The following is a 25,594-nucleotide window of genomic DNA, read 5'->3' as shown; positions in this document are numbered from 1 at the left end:
GCCGCGCAGCCAAGCATCGTCAGGCTCGTAGAAACGTCCGGTCGATGAACCACGAGCCGGCCGAGCCGGACCTGTTCGCGCAGATACGAACGGCCCTGGTCGATCCCGATCCCTTGCACCTGCTCAGTTTCGCCAGTACCTTGCTGACCGCCATCGACCCGCGGGGCAGGGACCACCCGTTCGCCCGATCGGAGCAGGCACCGGATCGACCGACCCGCGAAGAACTCACCGCGATGTTCATCGACGTCCCAACCCCGGAAACCACCGCACTGCTGACCGTGCTCGCCGAGCTGGCCAACGACGACGACCTCCTGCATGCCCGTATCCGGCGTGAACTGGCCACCCGGCCCGACACCGGTCCGCGATGGCTCACCCGGCTGGCGGAGTCTTCGGCCTACCGGGCGGTGCGGATGGCCCATGTCCTCGGCGACGGAGACAACATCATCATCGGGGTGCACCTGGCAGGCGACCACGAGATCACCCTCGTCGTCTACGTTGACCACAATCTCGGCCAACTGGTCAAGGACGCCTTCGTGGTGTCTGAACCGATCGCCGACATCGTCGACCAGTATCAGCACATCGCGGACGAGCCCGACGTGGTCTGGGAGGACCTCAGCCTGGCTGACGCGCGGGCGTGGGTCGAGGAGGCGATCGCGGTGGGCGCCATCACCTTCCCGCCGATCGAAACCGACTCCTGGCCTGCCTGTCGTCCGCTGATCGAATGGGTCACCCGAGGTTTGCCCGGAGGTGGATCCGGCTATCAACGGCCCGAATGGGATTCGAAGAAGCTCGGTCAGCTGGCGGATCGGTTCTTCGCCTCGCAGTGGGGGCGTCCGCTTGACCACGCCGATCGTCGCGACCTGCTCGAGTCGTTGCTCTGGTACGGCACGGACTATGGTCCAGGCGATCCGCTGCGGTGGAGCGGTGTGCAGGTCGAGATACTGTTCATGGACTGGTTGCCTCGCAAGGTCGTCGCCCCCGCCGAATATCTGGCCGAGGCGCCGGAGCTGTTGCGGGCCTTTGTGCGCTTTGCGCACAACGAATCTGGCGTACGCGCTGACCTGACCGATCAGACGCTGGCCGCGATCGATTACTACGCACCGGAATACCAGAATGTGATCCGCTCACCGCGACCACAGGGACCCGCGGCATTGCTCGACGCGCTCGGAGAGCTCGAGCCGTACTGGTACCAGGAGATGGAGTTGGAGTCCTTGGCTCGGCAGGCGGGCGGTGAGGGGCAGCTGGACCAGCTGAACACCGTGCCGTTGCCCGACGAGCCATTCGACTGGTCAGGTATTCCCGATGACGTGACACCGCGGGTGGCCGAGGTGCTGGAACTGGCGGACAGCTGCTGTGACGCACTGCTCGACGTCGAATACCGCACCGTCGCTCGGCGGGTGCTCGCACGCGTCGCCTCCGAGGGCCCTGAAGTGTTCAGGCGCAAGGCGCGTGCGGACACGGCGGCCGCCGCCGTGGTGTGGATCGCGGGCAAGGCGAACGGCCAATGCGAACTGGTTGCGGGGCCCCTTCGCCTTCGATCTGCCGACATCACAAGGCATTTCGATATCAAGAGCAGTCCGTCGCAGCGTGCCGAGGTCATGCTGCGGGCCGCCGGCTTCCCGGGCCACCACCTCGACGTGGAACTCGGCTCACCCGACTTTCTGACCGCTGAGCGTCGCGAACAGATCATCCGACGGCGCGACGACCTTCGGGGGCAGATCGCGCAGCTGTGAACGGCGCGGACGGTGTATGCCAGAGCCCGTGAGTAGCGTCCGCGACATGGGTGACAAACGGTGTGAACACCAGGTGGTCGTCGTCGACGCGCTGGCGGCCCATTTTGTGCGCCGGATGATGCACTCGTTTTGGGTGTAAAATGTGTGGCATGGGTAAGCGAGTGAGTCTCATTCTGAAAGACACTGACGAGGCTGTGATCGAGCCCTACCTCACCGAAGGTTCGACCTCGTTCGAGGTGTTGCGTCAGTGGGCAAGCCAGCGCGGTGAAAGCGACGTCAAGTCCGAGGCTGGTGCACTCCGTGCCTTGCTGAAGGCTGGGGCCGAAGCTATGCGTGAACATGTCCTCGACGCCGGATATGCGCAGTTTGCGGAAGAGTTCAATGGCGACGCTGCTGAACGTCGGGCGGCGCGCGCCCGGTATGTGCGGCGGTCGGAGGCCGGTCGTTGAATAGCGCGACGCGCTGTCAGGTGTACCGGGTCGATTTGGGACACGGTCCGAAACCGTGGGTGATCCTCAGCAACAACTCCCGTAACAGGAACCTTGAGACGGTGCTGGCCGCCCGAATCACCACGACAAGCCGAAATGCGCATCTACCGACAGTCGTGCAGCTGACTGTGGCGGACCCTCTTGTCGGGTACGTCCTGGTGGACGACATTGTGCAGCTCTACCAGGACGAGCTCACGGAGTTGCTCGGCGCCTTATCGGCACAGACCATGCACGAAGTCAGCCAAGCGTTGCGGATTGCTCTTCCCTGAATCAAATACCCGCTCAGTGTCTGCCATGGTCCTGTCGGAGCACTTGCCTACGCTTAGGCCGTGGACTACGACGCGATCACCACGCTCCGGGAGCGGCACCCGGCGTGGCGACTGCTGCGCGCCGGTAACGCCACGTTGATCCTGTCGTTCCTCGGGCAGTTCTTCGTCGAAGGCAACCGTGGTGCGTGCTCGGCCAGCACGGTCGCCGACGCCCTCGACGACCACCTCTACGCGTTGAACACCGATGACGTCCGGTACCCGAAGGAACCGCGGGCCTATCTGGAGGACTGGGCGGCCACCGACGCCGGTTACCTCCGCCGGTTCTACCCACCCGGCGACGACGAAGTCCATTACGAGGTGACACCCGCGTTCGAGAAGGCCTACGCCTGGGTCCTCAGCCTGCAGGGCAGATCTTTCGTCGGCACCGAATCCCGGCTACACACCGTGGTCGAACTACTGCGCCAGATCGTGCACGGCACCGAGGTGCAGCCCGAAGTCCGTTTGGCCGAATTGCACCGTCGCCGAGACGAACTCGACGCCGAGATCGCCGCTGTCGCGGCCGGTGACGTACCCGTGCTGGATGCGACCGCGGTGCGCGACCGCTATCAACAGCTGTCGACGACCGCGCGGGAACTGCTGTCGGATTTTCGTGAGGTCGAAGAGAACTTCCGGCTGCTGGACCGCGCCGCGCGCGAAAAGATCGCTGCCTGGGAAGGTTCCAAGGGGGAGCTGCTCACCGAACTGGTCGGCAGCCGCTCGGAGATCGCGGGTTCCGACCAGGGCCGCAGCTTCCAGGCGTTTTACGACTTCTTGCTCTCAGAGCACCGTCAGACCGAGCTCGCCGAGTTACTTGCCAAGGTATCGGCCCTCGACACCATCGAGCCCGATCAGCGCATCCGGGGAATTCACCACGACTGGTCCGAAGCCGCCGACCGGGCGCAACGCACCGTCCGGCAGATCTCCGAACAACTGCGCCGCTTCCTCGACGACCAGATCTGGCTGGAGAACCGCCGTGTCCTGGACCTGGTCCGGGCGGTGGAGGCCGCGGCCCTCGACGTCCGCGACAACCCGCCGTCGCTCGGGCTCGAGGTCGACGAACCGGGCGTCGGCATCGCGCTGCCGTTCGAGCGCCCGTTGTACCAGCCGCCGGTGGCGGTCGCGGTCGAAAGCCACATCGCCGACGGTGCCGAGGAGGTCGACGCGGGCCTGCTGTTCACGCAGACCTACATCGACCAGGCCCGGCTGGCCGAGACCATCCGCGCCGTCCTGCCGGAGAACTCATCGGCACTGTTGTCCGATGTGATCGCGGTGCATCCCATCGAGCAGGGTGCGGCAGAGATCGTCGGCTACCTCGCGCTCAACGACGAGGACGTGACCATCGACATGGATGACACCGACGAGACCGTTCTGGACTACCCCGACCCCGCCGACCCGGCTGTGACCAAGCGGGCGCGGCTACCGAAGGTCACGGTGCGGCGCCTATGAGTAGCGAGCGTGCCGTTGCCGCAGCCATCATCAGGCTGATGCAGGGCGTCGTCTACCGCGCCTCCGACGAGGACAGCTGGCTGACTCTGGAGCGGGCGGGCGCCGGGGTCCGTGACCACTTCGCCACCATCGGCGTCGACGTGGTGGTCGACGACGCCGAGGGTTATGCCTACCTCCGCTCACGACCAGAGGAGGAAGGTGAGGAGGCGCTGCCGCGCCTGGTGCGCAGGCGGGCCCTGACCTACAACGTGAGCCTGCTGCTGGTGCTGCTGCGCAAGCGGCTCGTAGAGTTCGAGACCAGCGGTGGCGAGGGTCGATTGGTGTTGAGCACCGAGCAGATCGTCGAGCTGCTCCGCCTCTTCCAGGCCGAGTCGACCAACGACGCGCGCGTCGTCGACCAGGCGGAGACCACCATCAAGAAGGCGGCCGAGCTCGGCTTCCTGCGCCCATTGCGCGGGCAGCGCGACCATTGGGAGGTGCGGCGCATCCTCAAGGCGTACGTCGACGCCCAGACCCTGTCCGACTTTGCGGCCAAGCTCCGCGAGTACGCCGGGGCGGGGGCCGACGATGAGTGAAACCCCGTTCAGCACAGCAGAGCTCGACGACAGTCACCGCGCCGGCTACCGGCTGCAGTACGCCGAGGTCTACAACTGGGGCACCTTCGACGACCACGCCTGGAGGTTCACGCCCGGCACCGACACCGCGCTGTTGACCGGCGACATCGGGTCGGGCAAGTCCACGATCGTCGACGCGCTCACCACCCTGCTGGTGCCCTCGCACAAGGCGGCCTACAACAAAGCAGCCGGCGCCGACGCCAAGGAACGCACCCTGCGCTCCTACGTCGAAGGTCACTACAAGTCCGAGCGCAACGAGTCCACGGGCAAGTCCCGACCGAAAGGCCTGCGGGAGAACAAGCGCTCCTATTCGGTGATCCTCGGAGTCTTTCGCAACCACGGCCATGACGAGACGGTCACCCTGGCCCAGGTGTTCCAGCAGCGCGAAAGCACCGGGCAGCCCTACCGGTTTTTTCTCACCGCCGGCAAAGAGCTCTCGATCGCGACGGATTTCGCCGATTTCGGCACCGACCTCCGCGAACTGCGCAAGCGGCTGCGGACCGGCGGAGCCGACATTTTCGACGAGTTCCCCAAGTACGCTACTTCGCTGCGCCGGTTGCTCGGCATCCGATCGGAACAGGCCCTCGAGCTGTTCCATCAGACCGTGTCGATGAAATCCGTTGGAAACCTGAATGATTTCGTGCGCGATCACATGCTCGAACCGAGCGATTCGACCGATCGGGTGCGCGACATCATCGGCCACTTTGACGACCTGACCAAGGCGCACGACGCCGTCAAACGGGCCCGCGAGCAACTCGAAGCCCTGCAGCCCATCGTGGACACCGCGGGCAAGTACGACGCCGCGCTCACCGAACGTGGGGGTTTGGAACTCGAGCGGTCGGCGGTCCGGCTGTTCATCGCAGAACTCCGCTCGGCGTTGTTCACCGACGAGATCACACAGCTCGAGGCCGACGGCGCGGCGCTGCTGGCCCAGTTGGACACCGCTGAATCCGACCAGCACAGGCTCAGCCACGAACGCGACTCCCTGATCGAGGAGCGCGCCAAAGCGGGCGGAGACCGCATCGGTGAGTTGGAGCGGCTGGCGGCCGACGCTCGCGCTCAGGCCGAAGCACGGCGGCAGGCAAGGACATTGTTCGATGCCGCGGTGGCGGGCTCCGGGCTGGAACCCGTCACCGACGGGGACGCGTTCACCAATCTGGCCGCGCTGGTCGCCACCGCGCGGCCCCGGCTGGCCGCCGAGAAACGCGACATCGATACCGCGACCGTCGATGCGCTCGGGCGGGAGCGGGAATGTCAGCGTAAATGCGACGTCCTCACCGAGGAGATCGCGAGCCTGGAACAACGCACCGACAACCTGCCGCATGAGCAGGTCGTGGTGCGCGCCGAACTGTGCGCGGCCCTGGGGTTGACGCCCGAAGACTTGCCGTATGCCGGTGAGCTGCTTGATGTCTACGAGGAGCACGCCGACTGGCGGGGTGCCGCGGAACGCGTGCTGCGGGGGTTCGCCTTGTCACTGTTGGTGCCGCAGCGCCATTACGACGCGGTGACCGCGTGGGTCAACGGTCGCCGGCTCACCGTGGCGGGCCGCGGCGCCAAGCTGGTCTACGAACGGGTGCCCTCGCATCGGGTTCGGTTGCAGCCGCCGGCGCACGATGGGCTATTGCTGGCCGACTGTATCGAGATCCGGGAAGGCCAATTCGACGAGTACCTTCGCAACGAGCTGACGAAGCGGGCCGACTTCCGTTGTGCGGAAACCCTTGCCGAGTTTCGTAGTGAACGGCGTGCAGTCACCCGGGAAGGGCAGGTGCGCTCGGGCGACCGGCACGAGAAAGACGACCGGCACCGAGTCGACGACCCCAAACGATGGGTACTGGGCTGGGTCAATGAACGCAAGATCGACGCGATGCGTGCCGAGCTCGGCGAGCTGGAGCGCGAGCGGCAACAGGCCAACGCCGAAGCGGAGAGGCTCGGCAATCAGCGGGACGTGCTGCAGAGCAGACTGGATGCGTTCCTGCGCGTCGAGGGATTTCGCGCGTGGATCGATCTAGACGTCGACGAGGCCGTATCGCGCGCGAAAGGCCATGATGCCGAACGGATCCGGTTGCAGGCCGGCTCGTCGCGGTTGGAGGAGATCACCCGTGCGCTGGAAGGTAATGCCGAGGAAACTGACGCTGTCACGGAGCTGATCAAGAAGCTCACCGGCACGCTGGCCACCACGCAATCGGCCCTCAACCGGGCCAAGGAGGAGCGCAACCGAGACGACGCGTTCGTCGCCGGGCAGGTGCAGGAGCGGCTGGAACTGGCACGCGCGTCGTACCCGGCCCTGGAGGAGCGCCTCGGCCAAAACCGGCCCCGACGCGCGGCGGACTGTGCCGACACCGAGTCGACGCTGTCGGATGACCTGCACCGGCGCATCGAGCGGCTTTCCGGCCAACTCAACGGCTACGGGCTGAACCTGGGCCAGCACATGGCGGCGGTGTTGAGCCGCTGGCCCGAGTTGCGAGCCGATATGGATGCCAGTGTCGACGCGCGTGGTGACTTCCTGGCGTTCCAGGAACGGGTGGCCACCGACGATCTCCCACGGTTCGAGAGCGAATTCAAGGAGCAGCTCAACAAGAACGCGATCCAGGAGCTCGCCGGGTTCAACAACTGGCTGGGCCGGCAGGCGTCGGCCATCGACGAGCGCGTCGACCGCATCAACGAGGCCCTTGGCGCGGTGCCCTACAACCCGGGCCGCTTCATCAAACTGGAGAAGGAGCCCACCACCAATCAGGATGTCGCGCAGTTCCGTTCCGATCTGCGCAACCTGACCAACGACACCTTGGCCGTCGACGGCGACCAATACTCCGAGCAACGATTCCTCGACGTGAAGCGGATCATCGAACGCTTCCGCGGTCGCGACGGCTACGCCGAATCGGACAAGCACTGGACCCGCAGGGTCACCGATGTACGCAACTGGTTCGTCTTCTCGGCCTCCGAACGTGACGTCGACACGGGCCTCGAGTGGGAGCACTACAGTGATTCCGACGGCAAGTCCGGCGGTCAGAAGGAGAAGCTTGCCTATACAATTCTGGCGGCCTCGCTGGCCTACCAGTTCGGTCTCGAATGGGGCGCCGAACGATCACGTGACTTCCGGTTCGCCGTCATCGACGAGGCGTTCGGGCGCGGCTCGGACGCCTCGACGCGGTACGCGCTGGATCTGTTTGCGACCCTCGGGCTACAACTGCTGATCGTCACGCCGCTGCAGAAGGTGCACATCATCGAGCCGTACGTGAAAGCGATTGGCATCGTGGACAACCCGACCGGCACGTACTCGCGCCTGCAAACCATGACCATTGAGGAGTTCCGAAACCGGCGGGACAGGCCCCTTAGGTGAGCAAGGGATGGAGCACGCCCGGCGACATTGCCGCGAAGGTCAGGCGCCGGTGGGACGACGGCTCGTTGTTGCGGGCGTATGCCGATGGGGTCCCCTTCCAGTCGATCGAGGTGCCGCTGCGCGGGCCCAAGCCTGGGCAGATCGGCGACGACGTCGCAGCCGCCCGGGATTGGGTGACGGCTGTCGACACGGGGCGCCGCGACGACGCCCGCTACACACTGGAATGGAAATCGGTCGGCGGCAGACAGATCGGCCGCAACCGAGTACCCGTCCGTGCGGTGCTCTCCTCGTATGACCAGGTGTGGGGGTTGCTCGGCGTGACGGCGGTGGTTCGCGGTTTCGATGAGATGCTCGCGGTCGCGGACCGGCATCCGCGGGTTCGTGAGTGGATCGTGGCCAACCCGCATCGTGCGCTGGCAGTGGCTCCCGAGCTGCCGCAACTGATTGCCGCCTACGATTGGCTCGACACTCACCGGCAGTCGCGGCGGTACCTGCGCGAGATAAGTGCCCCGGGGGTGGACACCAAGTTCGCCGAGAGGCGCCGAGCGGATTTAGCTGCGATGCTTGGTGTTTCAGCGTCGGCTTCAGGGTTCCTGGCTGGTCTCGGTCTGCGGTCCAAACCCTGTCTGGTGCGGCTGCGGCCCGCCAGGTCGCTGGGTCTGCCGGCCCCGCTCACCGAATTGGCGGTGCGGGCTGAGGAACTGGCCCGGCTCGATGTTCGACCACGAGTTGCACTCATCGTCGAGAACGAGATCAGCTACCTCAGCCTGGAGGTTCCCGACGACGGTGTAGTGATCTGGGGCAAGGGATTTGACGTCGACGATGTCGGGCGACTGCCGTGGTTGTCCGGCGCCTACATCGTGTATTGGGGTGACATCGACACCCACGGCTTCGCCATTCTCGACCGTCTGCGGGCCTGGCTGCCGGCCGCCCGTTCGGTGTTGATGGACCGGGAAACCCTACTGGCCCATCGGGACCGTTGGGTGACCGAGGATCGCCCCGCGAAGTCGATACTCACACGCCTGACCCCTGACGAGCAGGGCTTGTACACCGAACTGGTTGAGGACGCATTGGGGGAGCGAGTTCGCCTCGAACAGGAACGGATCGACTGGTGCTGGGTTGAGCAGCGGTTGCGGGCTTGGCTCTAACCACGAACTGCTGCCGCGATCCGGCTGCCGAGGTCGTCTAGCTCATCGAGTACCAAACTGGCACCCCAGATCTGGTCTCGCTTTCGATCGGTCAATGCGCGGAGAACTTCGGCGTCGCGTAGTCGGTTGATGGCATCGAACACGCTGCTGCGCGGTGCGTCGACCAAGGCGACGGCGTCGTCAGAAGTCAGAATGGGTGTGGCAGGTAACAGACCTAGAAGCTTGGCGGCGGCGCTAGCGCGTCGCACCGGACCCGTGAGTTCGCGCCACTGACTGGGGATTTCGCGCAGGCGTTCCGCTGTGATCCGCGACTCGGCCGAGGCGATCCCGGCGGAGCAGATGAAAGTGCCCAGCAGTGGAGCAAGGTCACCGGAACGATAACTGCCCAGTGCATCGAAGTAGTCGTCACGGCGCGCAACCAACGCCGAGGCCAATGGCACCACCACACGAGTAGTGGTTCCCCTCCGCCGCAAGATGGTGTTGATGAGGGCTCGGCCGATTCGGCCGTTGCCGTCGGTGAAGGGGTGGATCGACTCGAACTGCGCATGTGCGATGGCCGCCTGCAACAACACTGGCATGTCGTCGCGGTTGGCGAAGGTGATGAGGTCCTTCATGTAGTCCTGCACCGTGTCCGGTGGTGGCGGAATGTAGAGCGCACCGCGTGGGGAGAAGTCGCTGCCACCGATCCAGTTCTGCACGTCGCGGAGCTCGCCTGCGGCCGAAGACTCGGAAGGATCGTCGCGCATGAGCGCTGCGTGGGCCGCGTTGATAGCGGAAAGGCGGATGGGTTTGCGCGGGCCGACCGTTCCGATCATTGCCTCCAGTGCGGACGTCGCCGCAGCCATGGCGACAGCAGAGGAGTTCGCACGGACACCATGCAACGCGCGCGCGTAGTCGTCGACGCTGGCTTCGATCTGCTCGATTTTCGATGAAGCCACCGATTCGGTGCGGAGCAGGAGGGTGCCCAATGCTGACAGGTCGTCGGCGTAGGTGCCGTCGAGCTTGGTGATCTCGGATGTCGCCGTTTCCAGATCGGCCGCGATTTCTGAATCGAGAGCGACGGTGCGGTCTGCGATGAGCGGCGGCAACGACACAACGATTGAACGGAGCATGCGGTCGTCGCGGGTGCCGCCGCGGTGCGCCTGCGTCCAATCCCGGGATTCCTGGCGGTGCGGTGGCCATGCGTGGCTTGCCGGCCTCATGGACCTCCTAACTCGGACTAACACTACCACTAATCCGAGTTGGTGGTCATAAGTCGGACTAGTGGGCGTCAGGGTCCGGGTTGCGGCCGTCTGCTCGGGCGACGGCGACGACTACGCCCCCGAAGACACGGGCAACTCGCGCGCAGAGATCTTCTGCGTCCGCTTGTAGAGCCACATGAGAACAGCTGCGAATGCCACGATCCCGATGATCTCGGCCGGCGTCCCGTCATTCCCGGGGAAGATCGCGAACGGGTCGTCGCTTCCGGTTCCGGCGACGAACCCGGCGAACACCACGCCGTAGAGACTCTCGCCGACAATCATGCCGGTGGCCAGCAGCACCCCGAGCCGCTTCTTGCGGTCGACGTCGCCACCGGTCCGGTCGGCCCACTTGTTGTAGAAGAACCCCAGCAGCGAACCGAGCGGGATGATCAGGGTCAGGCTCATCGGCAGGTACATCCCCATCCCGACGGCCAGCGGTGGCAAGCTGAACCGCGAAGTGCGGGTGAGGATCTCGTCAACAACCACGATCACCACCCCGATCGCCGAGCCCAGCCCGATCAGCGACCAGTCCAGGGATCCGCCGAACACGCCCTTGGCCAGCGACGAGATCAGCGCGGCCTGCGGTGCGGCCAACGCGTGATCGGTGGCGCCCGGTGCGCCCAGGAACCCGAAGGCGCGTTGCATCAGGTCGAGCACCGGCGGGATGATCGCCGAGCCGAACAGCACCCCAATCACCAACGCCACCTGCTGTTTCCACGGAGTGGCGCCGACCAGCTGGCCGGTCTTGAGGTCTTGCAGGTTGTCGTTGGAGATGGTGGCCACCCCGAAGGTGATGGCCGCGACGAACAGCGTGAAGGCCACCAGCGCCAGCGACCCGTCATCGGTGGTCGGGCCGTACACCAGCTTGATCAGCAACGCGGCGATCATCACCGTGAGGATGCCGACGCCGGAGATGGGGCTGTTCGACGAGCCGATCAGGCCGGCCATGTAGCCGCACACCGCGGCGATCACCAGGCCGACGAGGAAGATGAACACCAGGCTGGCCGCGATGATCCCGGCTGCGGTGCCGTGCAGGATGGTGCTGTGGCTGAAATCCCACAGCAGCACGGCAATTGGAGCCAGCATCGCCACCACGATGCCCACCACGATGGGGAACGGGATGTCGCGTTGGGTGATGTCGACGGCCTGGCCCTGGCGGCGGTCGCGGGCCGAGGCCAAGGCCTCGGTGATGCCCTTGATGATCGGGCGCAGGATCTTCAGCAGCGTCCACACCGCCGCCACCGCGATTGCCCCGGCCCCGATGAACCGCACCTCATGCACGAACACCCCGTCGATGACGTCGGCGACGGACGCGTCGGTCCCGAACGTGCCGATGGTGCGGATCGGCAGCAGGATCCCGAACGAGATGACGAGCCCGACGAGCATCGCGATGCCCACGGTCATCCCGATCAGATGGCCCACTCCGACCAGCGCCAGTGACAGGCTGGCACCGAACATCGAGCCGCCGGCCCCGACCCGGAAGTACGCCGCGACATAGTTGGCGAGCACCTTGAGGTTGGCCAGCAGCGCGAACCCGGCCGACACCAGCGCACCGAACGCGATGATCCGGATGCCGACGCGGTTCTCTTCGACACCGCCGCGGCTGTCACCGACCTTGAGCACCTCGGCCGCGGCCACGCCCTCGGGGTAGGGCAGGTCCGAGCCGGTCACCAGGGCCCGGCGCAGCGGGATGGAGTACATCACGCCGAGGATGCCGCCGACCGCGCACACCGCGACCGTGATCCAGTACGGGAACCCGGTCCACCAGCCGATCATGATCAGCCCGGGCAGTACGAAGATGATCGCCGAGAGCGTGCCCGCCGCCGAGGCGATGGTCTGCACGATGTTGTTCTCCACGATCGAGTGGTTGGCAAAATTGCGCAGCAGCGCCATCGAGATCACCGCGGCCGGGATCGCGGTGGCGAACGTCAGACCGACTTTGAGACCGAGGTAGACGTTTGCGGCAGTGAACACCAGCGTGATCGCTCCGCCGAGCAGGATCCCGCGGATGGTCAGTTCGCGCAGCGTCGGTGTGGTGGGTTCTGCGACGGCCAACGGGCTGTCCTCTCGGTTGCTGGTGCATACACGGTAGGCACTCGGCCGTCACGGCGCGGCGCGAACGGCTCAGTGAGACAGTCGACCGGCAGACCAGGACTCAGGACTGACCGTCAGGGACGTCATCAATGGCCGCCGCAATGGCTTTCATCGGTAGGAACAGGTGAAACGGATCCACGGGGGACTGTATGAACTCGGCATGGTGGAGGTAGAAATCTCGCGCTGCTTCGTCCCGCGCATGAACCAGCAAGGCCGGGGCGGCTACTGACTGCGACAGCATCAAGGCTCGTTGCAGCGCATCTCGAAGCAGGCCCCACCCCAATCCGTGGCCCTGCCACCGTCGGTCGACGGCCAGCCTTGCCAGCAGAAAACATGGCACAGCGGCGGGCGCTCGTTTGGCGATGGCCGCGCCACCGTGACTCGGTGCGCGCATTCGACGTCTGCGTCAGCGCTGTCGTACGGTCGAAAGCGTGGAAATGTACAACCTGGCTTTTGAGTGGACGGAAACCAATCGACATTGGCTGATTGAGGTCCCCGTCAGGGTCGTGGCGTACATCGTCGTAGCGTTGATCATTCGATTTTTGCTGCATCGCATGATCGACCGTGCGACCACCGGCAGGGCCAAGAAGTCCGTTAGCGGCGAACTTGAGGGGCAAGCAAAGAAGCCGCCGCTGCTTCGCTATCTGCGGGACCGGGCGTCGGCGACGAATGTGGCCCGGGCGGCCGAACGCCGCCAGCAGCGGGCCCAGACCATCGGGTCGGTCCTCAAGTCCACCGCATCCATTGTGTTACTGGTGTGGGTGGTGTTGGCGATTCTGAGCGTGCTCGGTGTGAACATCGCGCCGTTCATCGCCTCGGCCGGCGTGGTTGGCCTCGCGATCGGTTTCGGCGCCCAGAACCTGGTGCGCGATTTCGTCAGCGGCGTGTTCATGCTGCTGGAGGACCAGTACGGCGTCGGTGACACCGTCGATGTCGGGGAAGTGATCGGCGAGGTGCAGAGCGTCGGACTCCGGATCACCACCATCCGCGATATCGACGGCACGTTGTGGTACGTCCGCAACGGTGAGATCGCCCGCGTCGGCAACATGAGCCAGGACTACGCCGTGGCACGTATCGAGGTGCCAGTGGCCCTGACCGCCGACGTGGACCGCGCCCAGCAGGTGGCCGTCGAAGCCGCCGAGGACGTCATCGCCGACCCGTCGATGGCCGGCAAGGTCATCGGCGAACCGGAGATGCTCGGCGTGCAGTCGCTGGCAGCCGACCAGCTCACGTTGCGAATGACCCTCAAGACCCGGCCGAACGCGCAATGGTCGGTGCAACGCAAGCTGCGTCGGGAAATTCTGCGCGCCTACGACGAAAACGGAATCAACCTGCCCTACCCGCAGGGGCGCATTCACGCCGTCGTCGGCGGTCAGGAGACCGACGGCGCGTAATTGGCCGGGCCGATCAGCTCATCGCCGAAAATAACGACGGCCCTGAACTACGCTGATCGCATGGCTCGTGCCATTTTGGTGCTGCTGTCAGGGGTGGTGATCGCCGGACTCGCCGGCGTCGCCTCGCCGGTTGTCCACGCCGAGCCCGCACCGCCATGCGCCTTCACGCTGTCGCCGCCGGCCGTCGTTCACGTCGACGGTGCCGCCATGGTCAGCGTGACGGTCTCACCCTCGGCGTGTGGAGCACCCGCAGACCCCCGTTTCAGCGTCGCCTGCGTGCAGCGTCAGGACAACGCCTCACCGGTGCAATGCAACCAGGGCAGGGGAACCCGACCGGCGGAGGTGTTGTCGCCCTACCGCCCCGGCGCTGCCTACGTGGCCACCGGCCGCGGCTGCGGCGGTTGGATGGGCATCGCCGAGATCGCCCCGCAGTGCCAGGTCCTCGGACCGCTGTCGGCATCGCTGTAGCTGGCGGCCGGCGGGTGGATCCCGTTGCCGTGCGTTCATCTGCGAACTCCCTCCGGGTCATCTGTGCCAGGCAAGCTCGGGCGACGCATCAGCAGAACTGAAGAGGGTGACGAATGAAAACGGCACGGGCCGCAGCGGTGACCACCGTGGCAGCGCTGATCCTGGCGGGCTGCTCTACCGAGGACAACAAGCCGGGGGAGGGCGGACCGCAGACACCGAAGGCCACCTCGCCGATCGACTGGAATCTTGCGGCCCAAGACAGCTACCACCGCACCGCCACCTACCCGGTGTACCTCAACAGGCCTGCCGAAGATCCGGTGGAAAAGGAAACCGTCGCGGAGATCTCCACGGTCACCCCCGACGGCAACACGCTCATCTACACCGATGCCGCCGCCAAGCGCATCGGCTTCCTCGACATCACAGATCCCGCCAAACCGGTTGGCGCAGGCACGCTTTCCCTCGCCGAGCTGGGCCACAAGGATGACCAGCCCACCTCGGTGGCGGCGGTCGGCGAGTTCGTTCTCGTCGTCGTCGACACCACCGGCGGCGACTTCGCGCACCCGTCCGGCCGCGTCGACATCGTCCGCACCGGCGACCGCACCCGCGTGCACAGCATCGACCTGGGCGGCCAGCCCGACTCGATCGCGATCAGCCCCGATGGCAGCGTCGCCGCGATCGCCATGGAGAACCAGCGCAACGAGGAGTTCACCCCGCCCGGTAAGGAGGAAGGCGATCTGCCCCAGCCGCCCACCGGATTCGTGCAACTCATCGACCTCAAGGGCGCACCGGACACCTGGGCACCGCGCAAGGTCGACTTCGACGTCGAGGCCGCCCGCGCCGCCGGCCTGGACACCCCCGACGACCTCGAACCCGAGTACGTCAGCATCAACTCCCGCGGCCAGGTCGCGGTGACGCTGCAGGAGAACAACGGCATCGCCGTCATCGACGGCCACACCGGCACCGTCACCAAGATCTTCAGCGCCGGAAGCGAATCCGTCGACGGCATCGACACCAAAGAGGACGACGTGATCGACCAGACCGGCTCGATCAAAGACACCCCACGGGAACCCGATGCCATCGGCTGGATCGGCGACGATCACGTCGCCACCGCCAACGAGGGCGACTGGAAGGGCGGCACCCGCGGTTGGACGATCTTCGACGCGAGAACCGGCGAGGTCACCTGGGACGCCGGAAACTCGATCGAGCAACTGGCGGTGCGCACCGGTCTGCACATCGAAAGCCGGGCCGAGGCCAAGGGACCGGAACCGGAAGGCCTGGCCATCACCAACATCGGCGGCCGGCCCACGGCGCTGATCGCCTCGGAACGCAGCAACTTCGTCGCCGTCTACGACGTCAGCGACCCCACCGCGCCGGTCTTCCGGCAGATCCTGCCCACCACCCCCGGGCCCGAAGGTGTGCTGCCGATCCCGGCGCGCAATCTGCTGGCCATCTCCTCAGAGGCCGACGACGCCGAAGAGCGGGTACGCGCCTCGGTGAATATCTACGGCTACGGTGAAACCTTCGCCGCCGCAGGCAAACCGAGCTTCCCCTCCATCGTGTCCGGTGACATCGACGGCACACCGATCGGCTGGGGAGCGCTTGGCGCGCTGTCGGCCGACCCGAAGGACTCCAACCGGCTCTACACCGCAACCGACAGCGCCTACGGCCCGGCCCGCATCCTCGGCGTCGACGTGGCACAACAACCGGCGCTGATCGACACCGAGCTGGCGATCACCGAAGACGGCAAGCCCGTCACCCTCGACACCGAGGGCATATCGGCCCGCACCGACGGCGGATTCATCCTGGCGGTGGAAGGCGAAGACGGGCCCGGCAACCAGCTCATCTACGTTGCCGCCGACGGCAGAATCGAGAAGCGGGGAGCGTTGCCCAACGACATCGCCGCGCAACTCGGCAGCAACGGATTGGAAGGTGTTGCCCTCCAGCCGAACAGCGCAGGAGACTCGGTCTGGGTGGCGCTGCAACGCGAACTCAAATCCGATCCCAAAGGCGTCGTCCGCATCGGGCGCTACACCTCGGACGGGGACAGGTGGGAATGGTTCGGCTACCAGCTGGACCCCACCGGCGCCAACGGCGACTGGATCGGCATCTCCGAAATCACCGTCCACGACGGCGAATTGCTGCTCCTCGAACGCGACAAACTCAACGGCCCCGACGCGCGCGTGAAAGCGCTATATCGGGTTGCGATCCCCGACGGCCAAGGCGTGGCCACGGCCGCCGAGAAGCCGCAGGTGCTGCCGAAGACGTTGGCCCGCAACCTGGTGCCCGATCTGCAGGCCACCAACGGCTATGTCCAGGAGAAGGTCGAGGGCGTCGCCATCGCCGGAAACCAGAACCTGTACGTGATCACCGACAACGACGGGCTCGACGACGCCAATGGGGAAACCGTCCTCCTCGAACTCGGCCCGGTGGCCGAAGCGCTGAAGGGGTAGCGTCGGTTCGGCCCCCGAGCCGGGTCGACATGACAAGATGGCGCCCATGGGGACGGCACTCATCCGATCCGACAAGCTGTTGATCTTCGGTGGACTTGCCATCTGCGTGGTGGCGGGGCTGTCGCATTACGGTGGCTGGCCGCACCTGGTCGGCTTCGTGGTTAGCGCGCTGGCCGTTACCGTGCTGGCCTCCCTCGTCGGCCTGGCAGTCGAGCAGCTCGGCGACCGGTTCGGCCCCGGCGCAACCGGAGTGCTGCAATCCGCGCTGGGCAATCTGCCGGAGCTGTTCATCTGCATCTTCGCGCTCAAGGCCGGGCTGGTCGACGTGGTGCGGGCCGCGTTGATCGGCTCCATCCTGGCCAACCTGCTGCTCGTGCTGGGCTTGGCGTTCCTGGTCGGCGGGCTGAAACATGGCCCGCAGAAGCTCGGCTCCGCTCAGGTCCGGACCATCCTGGTGCTGATGGTGCTTTCGGTCACCGCCATGGCGATCCCGTCGATCGCGCACGAGGTGCACGCCCCCGCCTCCGAACACGAAGTGTCCTTCTCGATGATCGTGTCGGTTGTCCTGCTGGTGCTGTTCGCGCTGTCGTTGCCGTATTCCTTGAGCCGGGACAAGAACAAGACCACTACCCCTGCGCCACAACCGGATAAAGAGGCGCCGCGCTGGCCGGTCGGGTTGGCGATCGGCATGCTGGCCATCGCGGGTGCGGCGGCGGCGTTCGTATCGGACTGGTTTGTCGACGCGCTCGAGCCGGCCATGGACTCGCTCCACATCTCGCAGGCCTTCGCCGGTCTGGTGATCGTGGCCATCGCAGGCAACGCCGTCGAGAATGTCGTCGGCGTGCAGTTGGCCGCCAAAAACCAGGCCGAGTACGCGTTTTCGCTCATCCTGAACAGCCCCATCCAGATCGCCCTGGTGCTGGCCCCGGTACTGGTGTTGGTCAGTCAGGTCTTCGGGCTCGCGTCACTGACCCTGGTGTTCGGGCCCATGCTGATCGTTGCGCTGCTGGTCGCCGTCGTCCTGGCGGCGATCATCGCATTCGACGGGGAGTCGACGTGGTTGGAAGGCGCGGCGCTGATCGGGCTGTACTGCATCATCGCCGCGTCGTTCTGGTGGGGCTGACGGCCGCGGCTCAGACCAGGAACGCCAGCCAGTAGCCGATCGGGATCATCCCGAAATACCCGGCGATCCCGACCGGGATCCCGATCAACGGTGTCCACTTCCGCCATGCGGCCACCGCCGCGCCCGCGACGGCCATGATGGTGCCGGCCGCCAGACACATCCACGGAATCCACACGAGGACGTTCTGGCCCTTCGCCGACAGTTCGCAGACTTTCTCGGTGACGCCTTCGTGACACGGGTCGGTCGCCATGGCCAGGGGCAGCATCAACACGACGGCCGCCACGAACCCCAACAGGCCCATGGCGCTGAGCAACCCGACGAACCACGCCCAGTGCTTGCCCTGATTGCGGGCGACGGGTGGCGTCGGGTCGGTCACCACCTCACGGTACTGGCTGCGCGACCGCACAACCCGCACCGATACTCGCGTCGCGCCCGGCCATCGGCTGCCTGCGCTATTTCCGCCAACTGGTCAGCACCATTTCGACGGTGTCGTAGACCCGATCCCGAGCGGCATGCCGGTCCACACCGGACATGAGCAATTCGTCGTAGTCGGTGTCTTCGTGGCGCACCGACGCCGCAACGGCGAGGCAGACAGCCTCGGGGTCGAGAGCACGCCCGGAAGCACTTCGTCCCACCCGCCCACTGCCACGAGTTCCCGCGTGGCGGGCGATCGACTCGGCGCGCCCGGCAGGGCAGCGTGGGAACTGGGCCAGAATCGCCGTGGCGAAGTCCGCCTGGAAAGCCAGGTCTTCGTCTGCCCGGCGCTCCTGGTCGCGCTCTCGGCGGCGGGCGCGGGCCTCGGCGTCGGACAGGCACTGTTGTTCGGCCTGCTCGATCGCCTCCGGTTCAGCCAGGATCCCTTGCCGCTCATAGCGTTTACGCGACCGGCTCCACCGCACCACCACCGCGGACAGTCCGCTGGCCTTCTTTGCTCGCCGTGTCAGCGCCGCATCACCGGCGGGCAGGAACTCCAGATGGCCGAGGTCGGCACAGCCCAGGCACAAGGGGCCGGCGTCCTCCATCTTCAGAATGTCGCCCGTTTCGCCGCACGACGCGCAGGTCCAGTCCTTGATCGCGATGATCGCCACGAGGTCCGGCGGATTCGAACCAGCCATATCAGGCGAGGATAAGCCTCAGTGGCCAATTCCGCACTACCCCTCCGCGGCCACCAACGACCCCAGTTTGATGTCGGGATTGTCGCGTTGGAAGCCCTCCAGCCGCCACGGTGTCGAGAACAGCACGAGCATGACGCCGTCGGTACGCGTCAACACCTCACAGGACACCTGCTTGTTGACGAACTCGGCGTCCTCGGGCGAGACCACCCGCGCCACCTGATACGGCAGGTTCTCCAGCGAGATCGGCGCGCTCAGTTCGGTGGCCATCCGGTGGGCGGCCACCTCGAACTGCATCGGCCCGACGGCGGCGAACACCGGCGCCTGCTCGCCGCGCTTGTCCGAGCGCAGCACCTGCACCACGCCTTCCTGCTCGAGCTGCTCGATGCCCTTGCGGAACTGCTTGTGCTTGCTGGGGTCGGTGCCGCGGGCCACCGCGAAATGCTCGGGGGAGAAGCTCGGGATCGGCGGGTACACCACCGCGATGTCGCGGTACAGGGTGTCGCCGGGGCGCAGTGCGGCAGCGTTGGCCAATCCGATCACATCGCCGGGCCAGGCGTCGTCGAGCGTGGAGCGCTGCTGGCCGAACACCGACTGCGCGTACTTGGTGACGAACGGCTTGCCGGTGGCGGCGTGGGTGAGCACGTCGCCGCGCTCGAACGTCCCGGACACCACCCGCGCATAGGCGATCCGATCGCGGTGCGAGGTATCCATACCGGCCTGGACCTTGAACACGAATGCGCTGAACGGCGAGTCCACCGCCCGCCGCGCACCGTCGACGTCGAGCGACCCGCGGGGCGCCGGAGCCAGCTCGACCAGCACATCGAGCAACTGGTTCACGCCGAAGTTCAACGCCGCGGAGGTGAACAGCACCGGGGAGGACTCGCCGGACAGGAACGTCTCGCGGTCGTAGTCCGACCCGTCTGCCGACAGCAGCTCGGATTCCTCCACCGCGGTGTCCCAGTCATCGCCGGCGGCTGCGTGCGCGTCGGCGGCCGCGATGTGCTCCTCGGGCGCGGCGGTGGCCCCGCCTGCGGTGCGGGTGAACCGGATGAACTTGCTCTCCCGGCGATCCATCACGCCCTTGAAGTCCCCGGCGATACCGACCGGCCAGGTCAGGGGAGTGGTGCGCAGCCCGATCCGCTCATGGATCTCGTCCATCAACTCCAGGGCGTGCCGGCCCGGGCGGTCCCACTTGTTGATCACCGTGATGATCGGGATGCCGCGGTGCTTACACACCTGGAACAGCTTGAGGGTCTGGGGCTCAAGACCTTTCGCGGCGTCGATGAGCATGACCGCACAGTCCACCGCGGTCAGCACCCGGTAGGTGTCCTCGGAGAAGTCGGCGTGGCCCGGGGTGTCGAGCAGGTTGATGACACAGTCGCGGTACGGGAACTGCAGCGCCGTCGAAGTGATCGAGATGCCGCGCGCCTTCTCCATGTCCATCCAGTCCGACACCGTCGACTTGCGGCCGGCCTTGCCGTGGATCGCGCCGGCCTCGTTGATCACCCGGGCGTGCAGCGCGAGCGCCTCGGTCAGCGTGGACTTACCGGCGTCCGGGTGGCTGATGACGGCGAAGGTGCGGCGGCGGGCCGCCTCGGCGGCGATCTTGGCAGCTTGGGCGGTGTTGGCGGTGGGGGCGTCGAGGGCGTTGTCGGTCATCTCGACTAGCGATGGTATGGGGATTGAGGGGTAAATCAGTAATTGAGCGGTCGGTGTCAGCTATTCGGAAGGGTCGCTCCACGCGCGAAGCTGCTCGGCGATGTCGTCGAGGTCAGGCTGCCGGCCCGTGGCCACCCGGATGACGAAATCGAAGCGATCGTCCTCGGGCGCCGTGATCCACTGGCCGTTGATACCGAGGAAAGTGAGGCACGCTGTCCACGCCAGCCTCTTGTCGCCGTCGACAAGCGCGCGGTTGCGCGCCAGGGAATGCAGCAGTGCCGCGGCTTTGAGGTGCAGGTCTGGGTAGGCGTCTTCGCCGAACACCGACGCCCGCGGCCGCGCCAGCGCCGATTCGAGCAACCCGTAGTCCCCGACCTTGACGTCGACTCCCACTGCACGACGGGCAATCTCGAGCAGGTCGTCGAGATCCAGGTACTCGATCACGTGTCCTTCAGGCGCTCCAGAACTCCGGCCTCCTCGGTCACCACCCGATCCAGAACGGATGAAAGCTTGGCCTTGTGCGCGCGTCGGGCGATGTATTCGTCAATCGCCGACAGCGCAACGGCCTGCATCGATCGTCCTTCGGCAGCAGCCTGCTGTCGAAGTGCCTCTGTCTGCGCGTCACTCGTGCGGAGAGTCATGCCCACGAGGCGATGATACCAGTGTGATACCACTCCGGTGAGAGGCATGATCGTTCCTGATGAACATCTGCGTCTTCCTGTCCGCCGCCGACCTCGACCACCGCTACACCGAACCGGCGCGCGCATTCGCCGAACTCCTCGGCAAGGCAGGCCACACGCTGGTGTGGGGCGGCTCCGACAAAGGACTGATGAAGGTCGTGGCCGACGGGGTGCAGAACAGCGGTGGCCGGCTGATCGGGATCTCGGTCGAGTTCCTGCGACAGCAGGCCCGGGGCGATGCCGACGAGATGGTGTTCACCGCGGACCTCGCCGAGCGCAAGGCGACGCTGCTGGCGCGCTCCGACGCACTGGTGGTGATGGCCGGGGGCCTGGGCACCCTCGACGAAGCCACCGAAATCTTGGAGCTGCGCAAACACCGGCGCCACGACAAACCCGTGGTGCTGCTGAACACCGCCGGCTTCTACGACGGCCTGGTGATCCAGCTGCGACGGATGGAGCAGGACGGCTTCCTGCCCCTGCCGCTGGACGATCTGGTCTACGTCACCGAGGAACCCGCGGCGGCGATGACGTACTTGCAGAACGTCGTTACCTGAAGCAACGACCCGATCACGACTCGCGCACACGCAGTGGCCGTTGTGCCGAAGAACAGGTGGCCCGGCTACGATTGAGGCACCGATCGGCTTCCGATCACGGACACGGATCAATCAGGCCCTCGCCGAACCACATTGGAGTGATGTTGACGTCTGTTCGTCGTGCCTACCTTGCGGTCGCACTTGCTGTGCTGGCCGTATCGGGTGGTGTCGTTGTCTCGGCCCTGCCGGACTGCGCCGAGCACTGTCAGACGTTGGCCGCGCCGCCACAAGGCATCCCGCAGCCCTCACCCACCGAGCCGGCCAGATTGACCATCACCCCCAGGCCTGACGCCGAGGTCGACCCACTGGCCCGGGTCATGGTCACCGCCGATACCGGCACCGTGGCGAGGGTGACGATGCTCAACGACGCCGGCAAAGAGATTCCAGGCGTCCTCACCCCCGATGCCCGGACCTGGAAGCCGACCACCACGCTCGGCTACGGCCGCACCTACACGCTGAAGGTCGACGCGCGCGGCCCGGGCGGCATGCCGACCCGCAGGACCACCACCTTCTCCACCGTGACCCCCGGCTACCAGGCCCGCGTCTACCTCAACGGCACGAACTACAGCCCGCTGCAGGACGGCGCCACCTACGGAGTCGGCATGGTGATCGTCGCGCGCTTCGACGAGCCGGTCACCGACAAGGCCACCGCCGAGAACCGGATGAGGGTGATCACCGAGCCCAAGGCCCTCGGCTCGTGGAACTGGATCGACGACCAGACCGCGCACTGGCGTCCGCAGAAGTACTACGCGCCGGGCACCAAGGTCACCGTCGACGCCGGCATCTACGGCGCCAAACTCGGCGACGACCTCTACGGCGCGCAAGACGAGAAGGTGTCGTTCACCATCGGCGCCTCGCACGTCACCATCGCCGACGACACCGACAAGCAGGTCAGGGTCTACGACAACGGCAAGCTCGTGCGCACCATGCCCACCTCCATGGGCATGGGCGGCACCGAAACCGTCGGCGGCACCACGATGAGCTTCTGGACCCCGCGCGGTGTCTACACCGTGATGGACAAGGCCAACCCGGTGGTCATGGACTCCTCGACCTACGGTCTGCCGGTCAACTCGCGGCTCGGCTACAAGACGACGATCCCGTGGGCCACCCGCATCAGCATCGACGGCATCTACCTGCACCAGCTGAATTCGACGATCTGGGCCCAGGGCAAGGAGAACGTCAGCCACGGCTGCCTGAACCTCAGCGGCGAGAACGCCGAGTGGTTCTACAACTTCTCCGTGCCCGGCGACATCGTCGAGATCCGCAACACCGGCGGCGACCCGCTCAAACCGACCAACAACGGCGACTGGTCGGTGCCGTGGACCGAATGGGTCAAGGGCAGCGCGCTGCGCTGAGGCCCGCCACGCCTACTTCGGCGCCGGCAGTTTGGCGGCGATGCGGTCGATGACCTGATTGGCCTGCGCCTGTGAATCGCCGTCACCGCACACGATCGACTCGACGACAGCGTTCCCGCGGGCCATGACGGCGTGATAGCAGTTGCGGGCCGGCGCTTCCTGACGTGCGATACCGCCGCCACCGCGAGCGGTGTCGCGGCGCGGGTCGGAAAGGGCTTCCGGGTTTTCGGCGGTGACCGGCCCGGCCGTCCAGTGCTGGGTGACGTCCTTGGCGGTGGTGGTGAACACGACACCCTCGTGGCACTGCTCGTCGTTGATCATCCGGACCGTGTTGCCGGCCACCCGCAGTGCCTGACGTCCGGCCTGCGGCCACACCGGTGAGGTCTGCGGAAACACCTGAATCAGCTGGGCGGCCGACTGGCCCCGCGTGCCGCGGTTGTCGTCGCCCGCCACGGCCTGATAGCCGTCGGCACCCACCGCCTCCTGGAACAGCAGGCGGGCCGCGCAGTCACGGGGCTCGATGCCGTTCGAAGACTGCCCGGGCTGGGTGAAGGTGGCGGTCTGCTGCACACCGGTGTCACCGATGATCTCACCCAGTTCACCCGGGCTCAGGAGTGCTGCACGCGCCACGGTGGCCGGATCCGCCGCTGCCGGGGCCGGGGCCTGCGCGGCCGAGGACGTCGGAGCCGCCTCGGACGACTCAGCCGAACCATCGGCACTCTGTGAACATCCTGCCAGCAGCAGAACCGTTCCAAGCAAACCCACCACTGCCCGCACCGCGCCCCCTCGTCTTGTTCGGTCGATCGTGTCGATCTTGCCCTAGCTTCCCGGGGTACGAACGCGGCAATCTGCTCATTCGGCAGCCGGGGCGATCGGGAAATTAGTGCCTGTGAACCCCGGCAGCTGCGGTTAGGATTCTGACGGTCACCGCCGTGTGGCTACCAGACACCGCGCGCAGGTCTGGTCGGTGGTGAGGATTCGGGGGATGCGGTGCGGTCCATGCTGATCGTTGGGACGAGCTCGTGACAGGCGGGGGCTTCGGTGGCCCGGGCCCGTTCGGCAGCCAACCGGGCCCGGGCCCGCAAGGACCACCCCCACCACAGCAATCGGGCTGGGGCGCCAACCCCGGGCCGCAGTACCCGCAGGGGCCCGCAGGTGGGCAGTTGTTCGGTGCGCCGCCACTGCCGCCGCCGCCGGCGCCGGCCCCTGCTCCGCAGTGGGGCGCCGGTCCACCGCAGCCGGGTCCGTACGGCACCCCACCACAGTTCGCCGGTGGTGGCCCCGGATATATCCCGATGCCCACCCCCAAGCCTGCGCGCAAACCACTCCTGAGGCTTCCGTCCACCAAGCGGGGCCGCCGGATCCTGCTCGGCGCGGGCGCCGGCGTCGTGGCGGTAGCACTGATCGTCGGTGGCGTCGTGGTGTTCAGCGGCGGCGGTGGGTACGACGGCGGCACCGGGAACGCCGGCGAGGCGGTGACGGCCTATCTGGAGGCCTTGCAGCGTGGCGATGCGAAGACAGCGTTGTCGCTGGGCCGCGATCAACCGCCGGACACCTCGATGCTCACCGACGAGATCCTCAAAAAGCAGATGGAGAAGTTCCCCATCACCGACGTCAAGATTCTCGGCGACATCCCCACGACCAACGGCGGTGCCATGGTGCACGTGATCGCGAAAGTCGGAGGCGTCGACAGCGACGAGCGCATCGTGCTGGACAAGCCGCCACCAGGGCAGGGGTGGAAGTTGGATTCGGCGGCGATGTCAGTCGAATTCAAGATCGACGACATGAATCCCGATCTTGCCAAGTCCATCACGGTATGGGACAAGCCTGTTCCCAAGAGCGGCAAGGCTTATGTGTTCCCAGGACTGGTCGAGATGGGTAGTTCGAACCCGGCCCTGGAGGTGGACAACTCGCCGGCCGTGGGCAACGCCGACCCGACTCTGTATGAGATCTCGACCATGAGCAGAGTCGTCTACCCCGACATCAAGGTCAGCGACGACGGCCGCCAGATCGTGCGGGACGAGTTGAAGAAGGCGTTGGAAAAGTGCGCCGAGAGCACCAGTCTCGAGCCGCCGAAATGCCCGAACAAGGCCGCTCGGTCCGACTTCGTGCCCGACTCCGCGAAATGGACAGCTCCGTCCGACCTCGACGCCGTCACCATCAACTTCATGGATGAGAAGACGGGCAAGGTCATGATCATCGGCAACGCCGAATTCGGCATCTCCGTCCGCACCGAGTCGGGCTCGACGGAAACGGGGACGTTCTTGGCGTCCGTCTTCGGCAACGCCGACATGACCGAGAACCCGCCCGTGATCGATTTCGACAGAGCCTGAGCGCGGAGAAACCAA

22 protein-coding genes and 1 pseudogene are annotated in these 25,594 nt (G+C 66.2%); 14 read left to right on the top strand and 9 right to left on the bottom strand.

The window, feature by feature from the left end; genetic code table 11:
• Window positions 1–44: 44 nt before the first annotated feature.
• The 7 genes from BKG60_RS27860 to BKG60_RS27830 all read left to right on the top strand — a co-directional run bounded on the left by BKG60_RS27860 (window position 45) and on the right by BKG60_RS27830 (window position 9,074).
• Window positions 45–1,733 carry a DUF6398 domain-containing protein gene (locus BKG60_RS27860; RefSeq protein ID WP_131827536.1) on the top strand — a complete coding sequence of 563 codons (1,689 nt, stop codon included), beginning with the start codon at window positions 45–47 and terminating at the stop codon, window positions 1,731–1,733.
• Window positions 1,734–1,882: 149 nt separating this feature from the next.
• Window positions 1,883–2,182 carry a hypothetical protein gene (locus BKG60_RS27855; RefSeq protein ID WP_234998373.1) on the top strand — a complete coding sequence of 100 codons (300 nt, stop codon included), beginning with the start codon at window positions 1,883–1,885 and terminating at the stop codon, window positions 2,180–2,182.
• A gap of 20 nt (window positions 2,183–2,202) precedes the next feature.
• Window positions 2,203–2,490 (top strand): type II toxin-antitoxin system PemK/MazF family toxin, encoded by a 288-nt coding sequence (locus BKG60_RS27850; RefSeq protein ID WP_278247941.1) that lies wholly within the window; start codon window positions 2,203–2,205, stop codon window positions 2,488–2,490.
• 60 nt (window positions 2,491–2,550) lie between these two features.
• Window positions 2,551–3,975: a DUF3375 domain-containing protein gene (locus tag BKG60_RS27845; protein ID WP_070946286.1), complete on the top strand. Its 1,425-nt coding sequence runs from the start codon at window positions 2,551–2,553 to the stop codon at window positions 3,973–3,975.
• The gene (locus BKG60_RS27840) at window positions 3,972–4,550 is read left to right on the top strand and encodes a DUF4194 domain-containing protein (protein ID WP_070946285.1); all 579 of its coding nucleotides are present in this window, start codon (window positions 3,972–3,974) and stop codon (window positions 4,548–4,550) included. The genes BKG60_RS27845 and BKG60_RS27840 overlap by 4 nt, the downstream gene beginning before the upstream one ends.
• Window positions 4,543–7,926, top strand: coding sequence for an ATP-binding protein (locus BKG60_RS27835; RefSeq protein ID WP_070946284.1), 3,384 nt, complete (start codon window positions 4,543–4,545; stop codon window positions 7,924–7,926). The genes BKG60_RS27840 and BKG60_RS27835 overlap by 8 nt, the downstream gene beginning before the upstream one ends.
• On the top strand, window positions 7,923–9,074 hold the full coding sequence (locus BKG60_RS27830) for a Wadjet anti-phage system protein JetD domain-containing protein (RefSeq protein WP_070946283.1): 1,152 nt from the start codon (window positions 7,923–7,925) through the stop codon (window positions 9,072–9,074). The genes BKG60_RS27835 and BKG60_RS27830 overlap by 4 nt, the downstream gene beginning before the upstream one ends.
• On the opposite strand, the gene BKG60_RS27825 is transcribed toward BKG60_RS27830, so the two are convergent.
• From BKG60_RS27825 to BKG60_RS27815, 3 genes are all read right to left on the bottom strand, one after another.
• A complete protein-coding gene (locus BKG60_RS27825) occupies window positions 9,071–10,276 on the bottom strand; it encodes a Fic family protein (protein ID WP_070946282.1) in 1,206 nt (401 codons plus the stop codon). The genes BKG60_RS27830 and BKG60_RS27825 overlap by 4 nt on opposite strands.
• A gap of 111 nt (window positions 10,277–10,387) precedes the next feature.
• The gene (locus tag BKG60_RS27820; protein WP_070946281.1) at window positions 10,388–12,370 is read right to left on the bottom strand and encodes an OPT family oligopeptide transporter; all 1,983 of its coding nucleotides are present in this window, start codon (window positions 12,368–12,370) and stop codon (window positions 10,388–10,390) included.
• A gap of 100 nt (window positions 12,371–12,470) precedes the next feature.
• Window positions 12,471–12,803, bottom strand: coding sequence for a GNAT family N-acetyltransferase (locus tag BKG60_RS27815; RefSeq protein WP_120765048.1), 333 nt, complete (start codon window positions 12,801–12,803; stop codon window positions 12,471–12,473).
• A gap of 37 nt (window positions 12,804–12,840) precedes the next feature.
• Between BKG60_RS27815 and BKG60_RS27810 the strand changes: the two genes are divergently transcribed.
• The 4 genes from BKG60_RS27810 to cax all read left to right on the top strand — a co-directional run bounded on the left by BKG60_RS27810 (window position 12,841) and on the right by cax (window position 17,844).
• Complete coding sequence (locus BKG60_RS27810) at window positions 12,841–13,803, top strand: mechanosensitive ion channel family protein (protein ID WP_070946280.1); 963 nt, start codon at window positions 12,841–12,843, stop codon at window positions 13,801–13,803.
• A 60-nt stretch (window positions 13,804–13,863) separates the two neighbouring features.
• Complete coding sequence (locus BKG60_RS27805) at window positions 13,864–14,271, top strand: hypothetical protein (protein ID WP_070187408.1); 408 nt, start codon at window positions 13,864–13,866, stop codon at window positions 14,269–14,271.
• A gap of 113 nt (window positions 14,272–14,384) precedes the next feature.
• A complete protein-coding gene (locus tag BKG60_RS27800) occupies window positions 14,385–16,721 on the top strand; it encodes an esterase-like activity of phytase family protein (protein WP_070946279.1) in 2,337 nt (778 codons plus the stop codon).
• 46 nt (window positions 16,722–16,767) lie between these two features.
• Window positions 16,768–17,844: a calcium/proton exchanger gene (gene cax, locus BKG60_RS27795; protein ID WP_070946278.1), complete on the top strand. Its 1,077-nt coding sequence runs from the start codon at window positions 16,768–16,770 to the stop codon at window positions 17,842–17,844.
• A 10-nt stretch (window positions 17,845–17,854) separates the two neighbouring features.
• Here the strand turns inward: cax and BKG60_RS27790 are convergent, their stop codons facing one another.
• The 5 genes and pseudogenes from BKG60_RS27790 to BKG60_RS27770 all read right to left on the bottom strand — a co-directional run bounded on the left by BKG60_RS27790 (window position 17,855) and on the right by BKG60_RS27770 (window position 21,265).
• Window positions 17,855–18,220, bottom strand: a complete 366-nt coding sequence (locus BKG60_RS27790) for a hypothetical protein (RefSeq protein ID WP_131823416.1) — start codon at window positions 18,218–18,220, stop codon at window positions 17,855–17,857.
• Window positions 18,221–18,296: 76 nt separating this feature from the next.
• A pseudogene (locus BKG60_RS27785) lies at window positions 18,297–18,950 on the bottom strand (DUF2293 domain-containing protein); the annotation flags it as partial.
• Between the two features lie 45 nt (window positions 18,951–18,995).
• Window positions 18,996–20,618, bottom strand: a complete 1,623-nt coding sequence (locus tag BKG60_RS27780; RefSeq protein ID WP_070946275.1) for a peptide chain release factor 3 — start codon at window positions 20,616–20,618, stop codon at window positions 18,996–18,998.
• Between the two features lie 60 nt (window positions 20,619–20,678).
• On the bottom strand, window positions 20,679–21,062 hold the full coding sequence (locus BKG60_RS27775) for a type II toxin-antitoxin system death-on-curing family toxin (RefSeq protein ID WP_070946274.1): 384 nt from the start codon (window positions 21,060–21,062) through the stop codon (window positions 20,679–20,681).
• Window positions 21,059–21,265 carry a CopG family transcriptional regulator gene (locus tag BKG60_RS27770; RefSeq protein ID WP_070946273.1) on the bottom strand — a complete coding sequence of 69 codons (207 nt, stop codon included), beginning with the start codon at window positions 21,263–21,265 and terminating at the stop codon, window positions 21,059–21,061. The genes BKG60_RS27775 and BKG60_RS27770 overlap by 4 nt, the downstream gene beginning before the upstream one ends.
• 53 nt (window positions 21,266–21,318) lie before the next feature.
• Here BKG60_RS27770 and BKG60_RS27765 point away from each other — a divergent pair, with 53 nt between their 5' ends.
• Window positions 21,319–21,852, top strand: coding sequence for an LOG family protein (locus BKG60_RS27765; protein ID WP_070946272.1), 534 nt, complete (start codon window positions 21,319–21,321; stop codon window positions 21,850–21,852).
• Window positions 21,853–21,989: 137 nt separating this feature from the next.
• The gene (locus BKG60_RS27760) at window positions 21,990–23,246 is read left to right on the top strand and encodes a L,D-transpeptidase (RefSeq protein WP_070946271.1); all 1,257 of its coding nucleotides are present in this window, start codon (window positions 21,990–21,992) and stop codon (window positions 23,244–23,246) included.
• Between the two features lie 12 nt (window positions 23,247–23,258).
• On the opposite strand, the gene BKG60_RS27755 is transcribed toward BKG60_RS27760, so the two are convergent.
• A complete protein-coding gene (locus BKG60_RS27755) occupies window positions 23,259–24,014 on the bottom strand; it encodes a sensor domain-containing protein (RefSeq protein ID WP_070946270.1) in 756 nt (251 codons plus the stop codon).
• A gap of 254 nt (window positions 24,015–24,268) precedes the next feature.
• Between BKG60_RS27755 and BKG60_RS27750 the strand changes: the two genes are divergently transcribed.
• The gene (locus tag BKG60_RS27750) at window positions 24,269–25,579 is read left to right on the top strand and encodes a hypothetical protein (protein ID WP_131827535.1); all 1,311 of its coding nucleotides are present in this window, start codon (window positions 24,269–24,271) and stop codon (window positions 25,577–25,579) included.
• The last annotated feature ends 15 nt before the right edge of the window (window positions 25,580–25,594 follow it).

The organism is Mycobacterium syngnathidarum (assembly GCF_001942625.1).
In the GTDB taxonomy this organism is placed as follows: Bacteria; Actinomycetota; Actinomycetes; order Mycobacteriales; family Mycobacteriaceae; genus Mycobacterium; species Mycobacterium syngnathidarum.
The sequence above is the reverse complement of the archived record's forward strand: the minus strand, read 5'-3'. Positions and strand labels throughout refer to the sequence as shown.

Excerpts from the sequence above, each read along its gene's own strand:
- BKG60_RS27860 (WP_131827536.1), top strand. The coding sequence starts at position 45 with ATGAACCACGAGCCGGCCGAGCCGGACCTGTTCGCGCAGATACGAACG.
- BKG60_RS27855 (WP_234998373.1), top strand. The coding sequence starts at position 1,883 with ATGGGTAAGCGAGTGAGTCTCATTCTGAAAGACACTGACGAGGCTGTG.
- BKG60_RS27840 (WP_070946285.1), top strand. The coding sequence starts at position 3,972 with ATGAGTAGCGAGCGTGCCGTTGCCGCAGCCATCATCAGGCTGATGCAG.
- BKG60_RS27835 (WP_070946284.1), top strand. The coding sequence starts at position 4,543 with ATGAGTGAAACCCCGTTCAGCACAGCAGAGCTCGACGACAGTCACCGC.
- BKG60_RS27825 (WP_070946282.1), bottom strand. The coding sequence starts at position 10,276 with ATGAGGCCGGCAAGCCACGCATGGCCACCGCACCGCCAGGAATCCCGG.
- BKG60_RS27815 (WP_120765048.1), bottom strand. The coding sequence starts at position 12,803 with ATGCGCGCACCGAGTCACGGTGGCGCGGCCATCGCCAAACGAGCGCCC.
- BKG60_RS27805 (WP_070187408.1), top strand. The coding sequence starts at position 13,864 with ATGGCTCGTGCCATTTTGGTGCTGCTGTCAGGGGTGGTGATCGCCGGA.
- BKG60_RS27800 (WP_070946279.1), top strand. The coding sequence starts at position 14,385 with ATGAAAACGGCACGGGCCGCAGCGGTGACCACCGTGGCAGCGCTGATC.
- cax (WP_070946278.1), top strand. The coding sequence starts at position 16,768 with ATGGGGACGGCACTCATCCGATCCGACAAGCTGTTGATCTTCGGTGGA.
- BKG60_RS27780 (WP_070946275.1), bottom strand. The coding sequence starts at position 20,618 with ATGACCGACAACGCCCTCGACGCCCCCACCGCCAACACCGCCCAAGCT.
- BKG60_RS27765 (WP_070946272.1), top strand. The coding sequence starts at position 21,319 with ATGAACATCTGCGTCTTCCTGTCCGCCGCCGACCTCGACCACCGCTAC.